Consider the following 14,087-nt stretch of genomic DNA (forward strand, 5'->3'; position numbering starts at 1 on the left):
AATTCGTAGTCATGAGCATCATTGATTTTCTTGATCTTTTAGGAACAGCGGCCTTCGCCATTTCAGGCGCTCTTTTTGCCATCAAAAAAAGAATGGACACCTTTGGTGTATTGATCATCGCCTTTGTTACCGCTGTTGGTGGCGGAACCTTAAGAGATATGCTCATCGGAGCCGATTCTATCACCTGGATGAGAGACCTTAATTATATCTATGTGATTTTTGTCTCTGTCTTTTTTGCCATTATTTTCAGGAAAAATATTGGTTATCTGAGCAAATCTCTCTTCTTATTTGATACTATTGGCCTGGGCATCTTTACGATCATCGGCACAGAGATAGGACTACAATACGATTTTCATCCTTTGATATGTGTTGCCTTAGGAATGATTACGGCTACTTTTGGAGGGGTTATCAGAGATACACTGAGCAACGAAATTCCTCTGATTTTTCAAAAAGAGATCTATGCTACCGCCTGCATTATAGGTGCAAGCACCTATCTTGTGCTCAATGAATTCCATATCGACCAAAATCTCATACAAATACTCACAACGATCATGGTGATTGTTGTGCGATTGATAGCAGTAAAATTCAAGTTAAAACTTCCTACCTTTTATCAAAGCGAAGTTTAGTAGTCACCTAAAGTTTCCGGATTCTGAGCAAGTGCACTTTCTAATTGCGCTGCATTTGGTGCTTTTCCATGCCAGGCATGAGTTCCCATCATAAAGTCCACCCCGTTGCCCATTTCAGTGTGCATTAATATGCAAACTGGCTGGCCTTTGCCCGTGGCAGCCTTAGCTTCCTTTAATCCGGCAAGAATACTTTCGATATCATTCCCATTGGTAACTTCCAATACATTCCAACCAAAGGCTTCAAACTTTGCCCTTACATCACCTAATGGCATCACATCATCTGTGGCCCCGTCAATTTGCTTTAGATTGTAATCGATGGTGGCTATTAAATTGTCCACCTTCTTTCCGGCGGCATACATAGCTGCTTCCCAAATTTGACCTTCCTGCAATTCACCATCTCCATGAAGAGTGTATACCAAATGCTTATCACCATTTAGTTTCTTTGCGTTTGCAGCTCCTAAAGCAACAGAAAGTCCCTGCCCCAAAGATCCTGCGGCCATTCTTACACCTGGCAAACCTTCATGTGTTGTCGGATGTCCCTGAAGTCTCGTATTTATTTTTCTGAAAGTAGCCAGTTCGGAAACAGGAAAAAACCCGCTTCTCGCTAAAACACTATACAGCACCGGAGAAATATGGCCATTGGATAAAAAGAACAGATCTTCTTCTTTACCATCCATATTGAAGTCCGAAGAATAATCCATCACTTCCTGATATAAAGCAGTCATAAATTCGGTACACCCCAATGATCCTCCAGGATGACCTGAATTAACTGCGTTTACCATTCTTACAATATCTCTTCTAACCTGTGTAGAAAAATCTTTTAACTCATTTATTGTAGGCATCTCATGTGTTTTAGGTTCGCAAAAATACTAAACTCAAATCAATATATTAATTAAAAAAATAATTATTTATCAGCCTGTTAGGATAAGAAATAATACCATGATGTCAGCGTGAATAAGAAAGTGTTTAGGTCAGCTATTGACACGACGATATTTACCGCTTAAAAAAATGAATTGACCCTGATCAGTCTTGACTTTCAGCATCATTCGATTCAAATTACTATGCAAAATTTACATTATGTTTAACAATTGATCAAAAGAAAGTTAATCTGAAAAACATACATTTGTAAGCTTAAAAAAACCGCAACATGAAATATATTATCATGCTATTGGCAGCCGTTACTTTCATTGCCTGTAGCGAAAAATCAAACAATCCTTATGTGACCCTTGAAGGAGCTATCACCAATGCCGAAATGGATAGTATCTTTATTATGGGTAAAAATTTTAAGAAAAGTATCAAGGTAACTGAAGATGGAACTTTTAAAGATACCTTAAAGGTTGTTGATGGCTTTCACGGAATCACCGATGGAAAACAACAAGGATTCCTATACTTAAGAAATGGGTATGACATGGTGATCCTTATGGACATGAATAGTTTTCCGGAGTCTGTTATCTTTAAAGGCGAAGGTTCGGTCACAAACAATTATTTAGGGGAAAAAATTCAGTTTATTAAGGAAGAAAAACTGACTGATTACGCCTCCTTCTTTGCTTTAGAAAAACCTGAATTTGATGCGAAGGTAGCAACCTTAAAAAGCGATCTTGAGGCAATGCTTGCAAAAACGAAAGGATTGGAAGAAGAAGTCATCAAATTAGAAAAAGAATCGAATGACAAACTCATTAATTTTTTTGAATCTAATTATGAAAATGAGCATGCCAATTATATTGGTCTGAAAAAAGGAGACCCTTCTCCTAAATTTAATTATCCTGATCAAAATGGAAAAAATGTTTCTCTGGATGATTTAAAAGGAAAGTATGTATACGTTGATGTCTGGGCAACCTGGTGTGGTCCTTGTAAAAAAGAAATTCCTTTTCTCAAAGAGATGGATGAGGAATACAAAGGAAAGAATATTGCATTTGTGAGTTTATCCATCGATAAAATGGAACACAAGGAAAAATGGTTGCAAATGATTAAGGATGAAGACTTAAAAGGCATTCAGATAATGGCTGACAACGATTGGAGTTCTGATTTTGTAACAGCTTATAAAATTCAAGGTATTCCAAGGTTTATTTTGATTGATACCGAAGGTAATATTGTCGATTCAAATGCACCCAGACCGTCTGACCCGTATTTAAAAGAAGTTTTAAATGGTCTAGCCCTTTAAGAGCGAACACTTAAAAAATTGTAAGCCTCTGATTTCTCAGAGGCTTTTTTTGTACCCGTCTATTTCTTTTAGTTCAGGTCTTGCAAGAAAAGCAAACGACAGCCTTGACATAAAACAAGTCAATACGTCAGCTAAAATACTCTAATTCAGACAATTTGACACAAATTTTTGGAGCTGCTACGAATGGAACATGTTTTGATTCATACTCAGTACAACTAAAATAATAAGATATGAATTTTAATAATTTCACTATAAAATCACAAGAGGCCGTTCAAAAAGCGCAGCAAATAGCGCAAGGCTCTGAACATCAGCAGATAGAAAATGCTCATGTTCTAAAAGGGATCATGGAAACAGATGAAAATGTGACTCCGTTTATCCTAAAAAAACTAGGTGTTAATGTTGAATTATTCAACAAAACCCTTGACACGATCATACAAAGCTTCCCTACCGTTGAAGGTGGAGAATTAATGTTATCGAAAAACGCCAATAAAATGCTGATCGATGCAAGTAATATTGCAAAAAAAATGAAGGATGAATATGTTTCATTGGAGCATTTGTTGTTGGCCATATTAAATTCCAAAGGTGATGCCAGCCAATTATTAAAGGATAATGGCATTAATGAAAAAGATCTTCGAAGTACAATTGATGAGCTGAGAAAAGGTGACCGAGTGACTTCACAAAGTGCCGAAGAAACATATAACTCCTTGAGTAAATATGCCAAAAACCTGAACCAGTTGGCAAATGACGGCAAACTGGACCCTGTTATTGGTCGCGATGAAGAAATAAGAAGAATATTACAGATCCTCTCTAGAAGAACAAAAAATAATCCCATTTTAATCGGTGAGCCAGGAACAGGTAAAACAGCCATCGCTGAGGGCTTAGCACATCGAATTGTAAAAGGAGATGTTCCAGAGAATCTTCAAAACAAAACCATTTTCTCTCTTGATATGGGTGCCTTAATTGCAGGAGCCAAATTCAAGGGTGAATTTGAAGAAAGATTGAAATCTGTTGTAAAAGAGGTAATTTCATCAGAGGGAGAAATTGTCTTATTTATTGATGAGATTCACACCCTTGTGGGTGCAGGCGGCGGCGAAGGCGCTATGGATGCAGCGAACATCTTGAAACCTGCATTGGCCCGAGGTGAGTTAAGAGCCATCGGTGCAACCACCTTAGATGAATACCAGAAACATTTTGAAAAAGACAAAGCCCTGGAACGTAGGTTTCAAAAAGTAGTGGTGCATGAGCCCGATACCGAGAGCGCCATCTCCATTTTAAGAGGTATTAAAGACAAGTATGAGACCCACCATAAGGTGGAGATAAAAGACAGCGCCATTATTGCCGCCGTTGAATTATCTCAGCGCTATATTGCAGACAGGTTTTTACCGGATAAGGCGATTGACCTAATGGATGAGGCCGCTGCCAAGTTAAGAATGGAAATTAATTCAAAACCTGAAGAACTGGATGTGTTGGACAGAAAGGTCATGCAACTGGAAATTGAAATTGAAGCCATTAAGAGAGAGAATGATAAGAAAAAATTAAAATTCCTCAAAGAAGAATTGGCTAATTTCAAGGAAAAAAGAAATGAGATCAATGCCAAATGGACCAGTGAAAAAGAGATTGTAGACCGAGTTCAAAGCACCAAAGAGCAAATTGAAAAATACAAACTTGATGCCGAAAGAGCTGAGCGCGAAGGAAACTATGGCCTGGTGGCAGAAATCAGGTACGGCAAAATAAAAGTAGAAGAAGAAAATCTTGTGGAGTACCAGCAAGAGCTGGAACAAAATCAGGAAAACTCTTTGATAAAAGAAGAAGTTACCAGTGAAGACATTGCAGAAGTGGTTGCAAAATGGACAGGTATTCCCGTTCAAAAGATGCTTCAAAGCGATAAAGAAAAATTACTTTCGCTGGAATCAGAACTACACAACCGTGTGATAGGACAGGATGAAGCTATCGAAGCCGTAGCTGATGCTGTTAGAAGATCCAGAGCGGGGCTTCAGGATTCAAAGAAACCCATTGGTTCATTTCTATTTCTCGGTACAACCGGAGTAGGAAAAACAGAATTGGCAAAAGCTTTGGCAGACTATCTGTTTGACGATGAATCTGCCATGACGCGCATCGATATGAGCGAATACCAGGAGAGACATGCGGTTAGCAGGTTAATTGGTGCTCCTCCGGGCTATGTAGGATATGATGAAGGTGGTCAGTTGACGGAGGCTGTAAGGCGCAAACCATATTCGGTAATTTTACTGGATGAAATTGAAAAGGCTCATCCTGACACTTTTAATATTTTGCTACAGGTATTGGATGAGGGACGATTGACAGATAATAAAGGACGTGTCGCTGACTTTAGAAACAGTATCATTATCATGACCTCCAATATGGGAGCCCACATCATTCAGGAGAATTTTGAAAACATGGATATGGCTGCCAGAGATGCGATCATTGAAACCACAAAAGTGGATGTGTTAGGTTTGCTTAAAAAGACGATACGACCTGAGTTTTTAAACCGTATTGATGAAGTAATCATGTTTACTCCGTTGAATCAGGAAGAGGTAACCCAGATCGTTCGACTGCAGATAAATGCTTTATCAAAAATGCTCAAAGACAAAAATATTCTCTTACGTGCAACTGAAGAAGCCATAGCGAGTCTGTCAACCAAAGGATTCAATCCTCAATTTGGTGCAAGGCCCATTAAAAGAGTGATCCAAAAAGAAGTTCTCAATGAATTGTCGAAGGAAATTCTGGCAGGAAAAATTACTGCTCAGAGTGACATATTACTTGATTCTTTTGATGATCAGCTTGTGTTTAGAAACAAATAACAGCCATTTACACAAGAAAAAAGGCCACTATTAAGTGGCCTTTTTTGTTTTCCTGATTCACATTTGTGTTAAATTCATAGTATTCATTCAAAATATTTCGATTTCATTAAATTATCAAATTCGAAATTAACAAGTCAGTAATTCTCCACCTAAAATAGTATTATCCTCCTATTCTTATTAAATTTGCATAAAACTTAGTGAAAACCTATGAATATACAACCTAAAACAAAACGGTTCAATCAAAATATACTTACTAAATATCAGATTTACAACAGTATATTTATCACCTTGCCATTTGACAACATCAGCAATACCGGAGTTTTAATGCCCTTGCTAAAAAGCGAATGTGAAAAGGGCTTTGCTAAGGGTCTAACTCCTTTGGAAATCATTGATAAGTTTTTTTACAAGTACCAGGACAATGCCTCAGAAAAAGAGAAAATTGACCTGCTGTTTAAGTTCATTCAGTATATTGAAAGACAGGTTGTATTGTTCGATGCCATTGAAGATGCGGCATTTCCGGTCATCCATAACCTGGATGGTATCGGTACACTGAGAAACACCAAAGAAGAGGCCTTTTCTCAAAACAAAAAAGAAGCTCTTCAAAATTACCTGGAGGCCTTTAAAGTTAGATTAGTTTTAACCGCCCACCCTACTCAGTTTTACCCTGGCTCGGTGCTGGGAATCATTACGGATCTGACCAATGCCATCGAAAGAAATGACTTGGTGAACATTAAAAAATTACTGGCACAACTGGGTGTCACTCCCTTTTTAAAAGCTGAAAAACCAACTCCGCTTGATGAGGCCACGAATCTGATTTGGTATTTAGAAAATATTTTCTACCACGCAGCTGGTTCTATTTATAATTATATTGAGAGTAACATCTACGAAGGAAAAGATATTAAGAATGAATTCATTAGTCTGGGATTTTGGCCCGGAGGCGACCGGGATGGGAATCCTTTTGTGACTACTGAAATTACAGAAAAGGTCGCTAAAAAATTAAGACAGTCCGTTTTAAGGAACTACTATAGAGACATTAGAAAACTTCGAAGGAAATTAACTTTCAAGAAAGTAGCAAATATTGTGTTAGAGATAGAGGATAAACTTTACAGAAGTTTTATAGAACCTGATAAGATCATCTATTCTCAAGATGAGTTGCTGACCAAACTATTTGAAATTAAAGACCTTCTTGTAAATGATTATCAATCTCTGTATCTAACCGAATTAAAAGACTTAATTCATAAGATTCGGATTTTTGGTTTTTATTTTGCAACTCTGGACATTCGACAGGACAGCAGAATACACCAGCAGGTTTTTACAAACATTACTGACAGTCTTGAAAAAGAAGGATCATCAATTTTTCCTGACAATTATAATAGCCTTAATGAGGCAGAACAGATTGACTTTCTTTCTACCATATCCGGAAGTATAACTTCCAGCCAGTTTCAAGATGAACTGGTTGTAAAGACCTTAGGGTCTATTGAAGCATTAAAGAAGATCCAGCTCAGTAATGGAGAGAAAGGAGCAAATCGCTATATCATATCGAATAATCAAAGTGCGCTCAATGTGATGCAGGTGTATGCAATGCTTAAATTAACCGCATTTCAGGAAGACCTTACAGCTGATATTGTTCCTTTGTTTGAAACTGTAGATGATCTTTTATGTTCAGCCGAGGTAATGGAAAAACTGTATTCTAATAAAGAATACAGAAAGCATCTTGAAAAACGAAATAACAAGCAAACCATTATGCTTGGTTTTTCTGATGGTACCAAGGACGGGGGGTATTTAATGGCCAACTGGTCCATTTTTAAAGCCAAAGAAGAATTGACAAAAATATCCAGAAAATATAATATTAAGGCCATATTTTTTGACGGACGCGGCGGACCACCGGCAAGAGGTGGTGGAAAAACCCATCAGTTTTATGCATCACTTGGACCCACCATTGAAAATGAAGAGGTACAATTAACCATTCAAGGACAAACCATTAGTTCTAATTTTGGTACTACGGATTCTGCACAATACAATCTGGAACAACTTATGAGTTCTGGTGTGAGTAATGAGTTTTTTGACAGTGCGACAAACAGGCTAAGTGATGAGCAGAAAGAAATCATGGATGAACTGGCGCACTTAAGTTATTCGGCTTATAGTGAGTTTAAAAACCACGAAAAGTTTCTGCCTTACCTGGAACAAATGAGTACGCTGAAGTATTATGCGAAAACCAATATTGGCAGCCGACCATCAAAGAGAAATAATTCTGACAAATTAAACTTCGGAGATCTAAGAGCCATTCCTTTTGTAGGATCCTGGAGTCAGTTAAAACAAAATGTTCCTGGCTTTTTCGGGGTAGGAACTGCTTTGCAAAAGTTTGAAGATAACGGGTCTTTTGATAAGGTTGTCAGCTTTTATAACAACTCCAAATTCTTTAAAAGTCTGATTGACAATAGTATGATGTCTATGAAAAAATCATTTTTTGAATTGACCAGGTACATGGAAAAAGATCCAGAATTTGGCGATTTCTGGAAATTGATCTATGATGAATTCCTCACTTCTAAAAGATTGGTTTTAAAACTAGGCAATCAATCCGAATTAATGCAAAATTATCCGGTAAGCAAGGCCTCTATTGAAGTTCGTGAATCAATCGTCCTTCCGTTATTGACCATACAGCAATATGCCTTAAAAAAGGTTCAGGAACTCAATAAAGATCCGAAGGCCGACAAGAAGACGCTCGAAGTGTTTGAGAAGATAATTACCAGATCCTTATTCGGCAATATTAACGCAAGCCGTAATTCAGCATAAATTAAGCAGGAAAAGATTGAATTGTTGCGATTCAATCTTTTCCATACTTTTCAAAATACAAGAGTCACTTCTCGTACTCATTCCATCTTTGGTTTAAATTAAGGTCTTGTCTTTTAGCACTCTCCTCCCTAATGCATTCATATTGAGATAGCTATAATAATCTATGGATTATTTAATAACTGAACCTTGAAATGAAAGCAGCATCTGGATGGCCAGGATTGCATTCTACCATAACACAATTCTTTACTTGGAACAAAAACATCAACTTAAATAAAATAAAACCTTATGCTTTAGCGTTATAGAGATCTATAATAACAATTGCTACGAAAAATAAGGAGTTATGAAAAAGATTTTTTTGAGCTGTGCATTATGCCTTTGCATTTTGTCATTCTCTTCTTGCACATCAAACGACGTTAAAGAAATTTCAGGAACAATCATCATCAAAGACATTGGGTCCCATGTTTTTAATATCAATGCGGACAATATAGATGCCACGATCATCATGGCCGGACCGGAATTTGACAGTCCAATGATTTATGAACACGTGCCACTATTCCGAACATCTGACTACAATGCTAAGATTGAAGTTGATAATTCAGGGAAGCTGAAAACTGAACTATTGAACAATTTAGTTGTTATGTATGAGGTGGAAGCCGGAGAGCTACCTGATCAGCAGTTAAATAGCCTGATGCAACAGGGTTTTATAAAAATTGAATGGACAGGTCTTAATTAAATTAAGCACATTCATCTCGACAAAAGTCCTTTTTTAAAAATTCATTTTGAGCTTGTTTTCTAAAATTTGGCATATTTTTTATTTAGATTTGCCCTATGCAGAAGAAAGTCAATATCCAAAATAAAAAAGCAAGATTTGAGTATGAAATTTTGGATACCTATATCGCCGGAATTCAACTTACTGGTACAGAAATAAAATCTATTCGAGAAAGTAAAGCCAGAATTACAGAAAGTTTTTGTGAATTTAACGAGAAAGGAGAACTATTCGTGATTAATATGTTTATTGAGCAATATAGTTATGGTAGTTTTTATAACCACCGATCTAAAGGAGAAAGGAAGCTACTCCTTCAAAAAAAAGAATTGAAAAAATTGCGTAAAGAAGTTCAAAACGTAGGTCTTACGATCATTCCTTTAAAATTATTTGTTACGGACAAAGGTTGGGCCAAGCTTCAGATAGGGCTTGCCAAAGGAAAGAAAATTTACGACAAAAGACAGGTTTTAAAGGATAGAGATAATAAAAAATCACTCGACCGAATAAAGAAAAATTATTCATGACCCTTAAAGATTACTTCACATTTTTCCGTTGGAAAAACATTTTAATGATACTACTGATACAGTATCTGTTTAAGTACTTTCTTTTCGAACAATTTGACATTCAGGTCGCTCTGGATGATCTTCATTTCTTTTTACTGGCCATTTCTACTTGTTTTATTGCTATTGCAGGATATATTGTGAATGACATGCACGATGTAAAGGCAGATATCATCAATAAGCCGGAGAAGTTATTTGTAGATAAAAAAATTACAAGAATGATGGCGCAAAACCTCTTTATTGGTTTTAATGCTATAGGTCTGATTACAGGAATGTATTTGTCTTACCATGTAGGAAACACTAATTTTTTTATCATTTACCTACTTACATCTTTACTTTTGTATCAATATGCTAAGTATTTAAAAAAGAATATTTTAGTTGGAAATATTATTGTGTCTTCAGTTGTGTTGTTTTGCATTTTAATGGTGGCCGTTTTCGATGTAGGTCCGGCTACAAACAACTACAACTTCGAATCACAAAAAAGTGTTTTCGGGATTTTCCTGGTCATAGGAGTGTTTGGGTTCCTTCTGACATTTTTACGCGAGATAGTAAAAGATATTGAAGATATTGAGGGTGACAAAGCCATCCAGGCGAAATCATTTCCCATTGTTTTGGGAATCGACAAAACCAATACCATTCTCATTTCAGTGACCGTTTTCTTTGTGGCATCCTTAGCTTATTTATCTTATTTCGTTTTTGATAAAAGCTTGTATTTAAGCATGTACTTGCTACTACTTGTATGTTTGCCTCTACTCTATTTTATCTTTAAACTGACCAAAGCCAGTTCCAAAAAAGACTATCACCAATTAAGTGGTCTATTGAAAATCATCATGCTATTGGGAATGTTATCCATTATGCTTGTTTAATTATGCTTCAAAAGTTAGTACACAACAGGAATTTAATTCTCGCCTCTCAATCACCAAGAAGAAGTTTTTTTCTAAAAGAATTAGGATTGGATTTTGAAATTCGCGTGAAGGAAATCGAAGAGTCTTACCCAACTCAACTAAAAGGAAAAGAAATAAGTGAATACTTGGCCAGGCTAAAAGCCGCTGCTTTTTTAAACGACCTTCAAATCAAAGACATCCTAATTACGGCGGACACCATTGTCTGGCTTGATGGCAAGGCACTTGGAAAACCAAAAAATAAGGCTGAAGCCTTTCATATGCTGAGTTCCCTTTCCGAAAGCGTTCACGAGGTTATTAGTTCAGTAGCCTTGACAACAAATAAGAATCAAGTCGTATTTTCCGATAGCACCGAGGTTATTTTTAAAAAATTGAGTCAAGATGAAATCAATTTCTATATTGATAACTTCGAACCATTTGACAAAGCCGGAAGTTATGGAATACAAGAATGGATAGGATATATTGGAATAAAAAAAATTCACGGTAGCTACTTCAATGTCATGGGATTTCCCGTGCAAAAGTTCTACGAGGCACTTCTTAAAATATAAATGTTTAATTATCTGATGAATTCATTTTTATACTAATTTAAATTGTTATTTTTGCCGCATTGTAACAAATTGATATTTCCATAAACACCAATGAAAAAATATACTTTTACAGAAAAAATCGACACCAGATCTGGCTTTGGAGCCGGACTTGCTGAGTTAGGAAGAACCAATGAAAATGTAGTTGCACTTTGTGCCGATCTTATTGGATCTCTCAAAATGAATACGTTTATTGAGGAAAATCCTGACAGATTTTTTCAAATTGGTATTGCAGAAGCAAATATGATGGGAATTGCAGCTGGTCTTACTATTGGAGGAAAAATTCCATTTACAGGTACTTTTGCCAACTTTTCTACGGCACGAGTCTATGATCAAATCAGACAATCAATTGCTTATTCTGGTAAAAATGTAAAAATTTGTGCTTCGCATGCTGGTTTGACTTTAGGTGAAGACGGTGCCACACACCAGACCCTGGAAGACATTGGTATGATGAAAATGTTACCCGGTATGGTGGTCATTAATCCATGTGACTACAATCAGACAAAAGCTGCCACCATTGCCATTGCTGAACATGAAGGACCTGTTTACCTTAGATTCGGTCGTCCTGCCGTTCCTGTTTTTATGCCCGAAGATGAGAAGTTTGAAATCGGAAAAGCAATTCAATTAACAGAAGGAAGTGATGTAACCATTGTTGCTACTGGTCACTTGGTTTGGGAGGCATTGCAGGCTTCTGAACAATTAGAGGCCATGGGAATCAGTGCCGAAGTAATTAATATACATACAATCAAGCCTTTGGATGAAGAAGCGATTTTAAAGTCTGTAGCAAAAACAAATTGTATTGTAACTGCCGAAGAACACAATATCCTCGGTGGCTTAGGTGAAAGTGTTGCCCGTACCTTATCATTGAAAAACCCTGTTCCTCAGGAATATGTGGCAGTAAATGATAGTTTTGGAGAATCTGGTACACCGGCTCAACTTATGGAAAAATACGATCTCAATGACAAAGCTGTGATTGCCGCTGTAAAAAGAGTATTAGATAGAAAATAATTTCTATTTTCACAGTTAAATTCCCCCACTATGAAAAATCTGTATCTTCTCGTAATTGTTTTTTGTATGTCTTTTAGTGCCCAGGCTCAATTTTTAAATTGGGGAATCAAGGGCGGTGTTAACTACAATGTAAATGGTGATATCTACGCGCTTGATTCAAGTGATGAAATAATTGATACCTTTTCTTCGAACGAAGAAGTTGGATATCATTTCGGAATACTTACAGAAATTAAATTGCCCCTGTTTTTATATATCAGACCCGAGTTGATCTATACACATACTGAAAGTAGTTATGATTTTGGTGATGACAAAGGGAAATTAAAAATGGATAAACTGGAATTACCAGTTTTAGTGGGCTTCAGAGTGTTAAAAATTGGTCGCTTCTTTTTTGGACCAAACTTCTCTTATATTATAGACACCAAACTTTCAGCTCCTGAAAGCATCAAAAATGTTGATTACGATGATTTTACCGTTTCAGGCCAGGTTGGATTAGGGCTTAACTTCGGCAAAATTGGAGCCGACATCCGCTGGGAAACAGGCTTTACCGACTCTCAAGCTGAATTTATTACAGAAAACATTGTACCTGACAATTCTGATATTAACTTCGGCTACGCTGATACTTCCCACTCTCAGTTTATATTGAGTTTTTATTATAAGTTTAAATAAGAGTCCTGTCAGATTTAAACATCTGATAAAGATTGCTTTTTTTGATTGTCACTGTTTCTTAATTTTATCAGAGTGCGTGAGTTTTCTTTTAGCTTGGATAAAATGATTCTCCATAGATCGAACACACAATAAAGCTGTTTTTTTTTTCAGTTTACTGAAGATAATTGTACTTTTAAGACTTCATGCTAAAGAAAACAAAATGAAAAAATTATTTTTAATGATTGCTTTGGGAGTATTAATGACTTCCTGCGGAACGAATGATCCGTCTAAAGAAAATGTAGCTTTAATTCAAAAATATATTGAGGCAGTTGAGAACTTGGATTACGATGCTATGGACAGCATACTCGATGATTCATATCTGGGTATAGGCCCTTCCAGAGGCGATTCTGTTTCGAAGACTCAGGCAATTGATAATTGGAAAAACAACGTTGAGAATTTATATGAAACCATTTCATATTCAAAATCTCAAAACATTGCCGTTAAAACACCTGAAGGAGAATGGGTTTCAAACTGGGCGGATCTTACTATCGTCTATAAAAAAGATAAAAAAACATTCAGCATTTTAGCCAATACAGTCTATCAGATTGAAAATGGCAAGATTAAAAAAAGCCTGACCTTTTACAATGAAGCGGATGCCTTGAAACAGTTGGGTTATGTGTTTATCAACCCTGAAGATCTTAAATAAAAAAACCAGATTATTATGAAAAATAAATTGATATATGCGTTTGTGACTCTTGCATTTATTGGATTTTCAACAGCACAAGCTCAAAGTATTGGCAGCAGTTTAGGATTGTATGTGTTTCCTGCTGAAAATCAAAATGCAGCTACGCAAGAAGCAGATGAAATGAGTTGTTTTAATTGGGCCAAAGGTCAAACGGGCTATGATCCCATTAATCCTACTCAAGTTGTAGGTGCTGAAGTAGATCGATCCGTCGATGGATCTGCAGTAGGAGGCGCTGCAGTTGGAGCTGCAGGTGGTGCTGCCATTGGGGCAATCGCGGGAGATGCAGGTAAGGGAGCTGCCATAGGAGCTGTTGTTGGTGGTGTAAGAGGAAGACGCTCGAAAGTTGTTGGAGACGAAAGACAGCAACAAGCCAATGATCAGGCGGCGTCAGCCAAAGAACAAGAACTTGCCAATGATTACAACAAAGCCTTTACTGCTTGTATGGAAGGAAAAGGTTATACTGTGAAATAAATCAGTCCTA

General features: G+C 36.8%; 13 protein-coding genes. 12 read left to right on the top strand and 1 reads right to left on the bottom strand.

The annotated features are described in order from the left end of the window. Positions 1-11: 11 nt before the first annotated feature. Complete coding sequence (locus ACR2MV_RS02060) at positions 12-626, top strand: trimeric intracellular cation channel family protein (protein WP_434020226.1); 615 nt, start codon at positions 12-14, stop codon at positions 624-626. Here the strand turns inward: ACR2MV_RS02060 and ACR2MV_RS02065 are convergent. Next, positions 623-1,468: a transketolase gene (locus ACR2MV_RS02065; protein ID WP_434020227.1), complete on the bottom strand. Its 846-nt coding sequence runs from the start codon at positions 1,466-1,468 to the stop codon at positions 623-625. The genes ACR2MV_RS02060 and ACR2MV_RS02065 overlap by 4 nt on opposite strands. Before the next feature lie 305 nt (positions 1,469-1,773). On the opposite strand from ACR2MV_RS02065, the gene ACR2MV_RS02070 reads away from it, so the two are divergent. The 11 genes from ACR2MV_RS02070 (at position 1,774) to ACR2MV_RS02120 (ending at position 14,077) form a co-directional block, all read left to right on the top strand. Continuing rightward, positions 1,774-2,787 (top strand): redoxin family protein, encoded by a 1,014-nt coding sequence (locus ACR2MV_RS02070; RefSeq protein WP_434020228.1) that lies wholly within the window; start codon positions 1,774-1,776, stop codon positions 2,785-2,787. Between the two features lie 230 nt (positions 2,788-3,017). Further along, positions 3,018-5,606, top strand: a complete 2,589-nt coding sequence (gene clpB, locus ACR2MV_RS02075; RefSeq protein WP_434020229.1) for an ATP-dependent chaperone ClpB — start codon at positions 3,018-3,020, stop codon at positions 5,604-5,606. Positions 5,607-5,813: 207 nt separating this feature from the next. Next, entirely contained in the window at positions 5,814-8,399 is a 2,586-nt protein-coding gene (locus ACR2MV_RS02080; RefSeq protein ID WP_434020230.1) for a phosphoenolpyruvate carboxylase, read from the top strand. A 340-nt stretch (positions 8,400-8,739) separates the two neighbouring features. Next, positions 8,740-9,132, top strand: coding sequence for a hypothetical protein (locus ACR2MV_RS02085; protein WP_434020231.1), 393 nt, complete (start codon positions 8,740-8,742; stop codon positions 9,130-9,132). 95 nt (positions 9,133-9,227) lie between these two features. Next, positions 9,228-9,686, top strand: coding sequence for an SsrA-binding protein SmpB (smpB, locus tag ACR2MV_RS02090; protein ID WP_434020232.1), 459 nt, complete (start codon positions 9,228-9,230; stop codon positions 9,684-9,686). Between the two features lie 44 nt (positions 9,687-9,730). Further along, entirely contained in the window at positions 9,731-10,588 is an 858-nt protein-coding gene (locus ACR2MV_RS02095) for a geranylgeranylglycerol-phosphate geranylgeranyltransferase (protein WP_434020233.1), read from the top strand. 2 nt (positions 10,589-10,590) lie between these two features. Continuing rightward, positions 10,591-11,172: a Maf-like protein gene (locus tag ACR2MV_RS02100; RefSeq protein WP_434020235.1), complete on the top strand. Its 582-nt coding sequence runs from the start codon at positions 10,591-10,593 to the stop codon at positions 11,170-11,172. 90 nt (positions 11,173-11,262) lie between these two features. After that, complete coding sequence (locus ACR2MV_RS02105) at positions 11,263-12,216, top strand: transketolase family protein (protein WP_434020236.1); 954 nt, start codon at positions 11,263-11,265, stop codon at positions 12,214-12,216. A gap of 30 nt (positions 12,217-12,246) precedes the next feature. Continuing rightward, complete coding sequence (locus ACR2MV_RS02110) at positions 12,247-12,882, top strand: porin family protein (protein ID WP_434020237.1); 636 nt, start codon at positions 12,247-12,249, stop codon at positions 12,880-12,882. A 199-nt stretch (positions 12,883-13,081) separates the two neighbouring features. Further along, positions 13,082-13,567: a nuclear transport factor 2 family protein gene (locus tag ACR2MV_RS02115; RefSeq protein WP_434020238.1), complete on the top strand. Its 486-nt coding sequence runs from the start codon at positions 13,082-13,084 to the stop codon at positions 13,565-13,567. 15 nt (positions 13,568-13,582) lie between these two features. Continuing rightward, positions 13,583-14,077 (top strand): glycine zipper family protein, encoded by a 495-nt coding sequence (locus ACR2MV_RS02120; RefSeq protein ID WP_434020239.1) that lies wholly within the window; start codon positions 13,583-13,585, stop codon positions 14,075-14,077. Positions 14,078-14,087 lie beyond the last annotated feature (10 nt).

The organism is Lutimonas sp., assembly GCF_051011215.1.
Lineage (GTDB): Bacteria > Bacteroidota > Bacteroidia > Flavobacteriales > Flavobacteriaceae > Lutimonas.

What these genes read in the sequence shown, in the direction of transcription:
- ACR2MV_RS02060 (WP_434020226.1), top strand. Translation starts at nt 12, where the DNA reads ATGAGCATCATTGATTTTCTTGATCTTTTAGGAACAGCGGCCTTCGCC.
- ACR2MV_RS02065 (WP_434020227.1), bottom strand. Translation starts at nt 1,468, where the DNA reads ATGCCTACAATAAATGAGTTAAAAGATTTTTCTACACAGGTTAGAAGA.
- ACR2MV_RS02070 (WP_434020228.1), top strand. Translation starts at nt 1,774, where the DNA reads ATGAAATATATTATCATGCTATTGGCAGCCGTTACTTTCATTGCCTGT.
- clpB (WP_434020229.1), top strand. Translation starts at nt 3,018, where the DNA reads ATGAATTTTAATAATTTCACTATAAAATCACAAGAGGCCGTTCAAAAA.
- ACR2MV_RS02080 (WP_434020230.1), top strand. Translation starts at nt 5,814, where the DNA reads ATGAATATACAACCTAAAACAAAACGGTTCAATCAAAATATACTTACT.
- ACR2MV_RS02085 (WP_434020231.1), top strand. Translation starts at nt 8,740, where the DNA reads ATGAAAAAGATTTTTTTGAGCTGTGCATTATGCCTTTGCATTTTGTCA.
- smpB (WP_434020232.1), top strand. Translation starts at nt 9,228, where the DNA reads ATGCAGAAGAAAGTCAATATCCAAAATAAAAAAGCAAGATTTGAGTAT.
- ACR2MV_RS02095 (WP_434020233.1), top strand. Translation starts at nt 9,731, where the DNA reads ATGATACTACTGATACAGTATCTGTTTAAGTACTTTCTTTTCGAACAA.
- ACR2MV_RS02100 (WP_434020235.1), top strand. Translation starts at nt 10,591, where the DNA reads ATGCTTCAAAAGTTAGTACACAACAGGAATTTAATTCTCGCCTCTCAA.
- ACR2MV_RS02105 (WP_434020236.1), top strand. Translation starts at nt 11,263, where the DNA reads ATGAAAAAATATACTTTTACAGAAAAAATCGACACCAGATCTGGCTTT.
- ACR2MV_RS02110 (WP_434020237.1), top strand. Translation starts at nt 12,247, where the DNA reads ATGAAAAATCTGTATCTTCTCGTAATTGTTTTTTGTATGTCTTTTAGT.
- ACR2MV_RS02115 (WP_434020238.1), top strand. Translation starts at nt 13,082, where the DNA reads ATGAAAAAATTATTTTTAATGATTGCTTTGGGAGTATTAATGACTTCC.
- ACR2MV_RS02120 (WP_434020239.1), top strand. Translation starts at nt 13,583, where the DNA reads ATGAAAAATAAATTGATATATGCGTTTGTGACTCTTGCATTTATTGGA.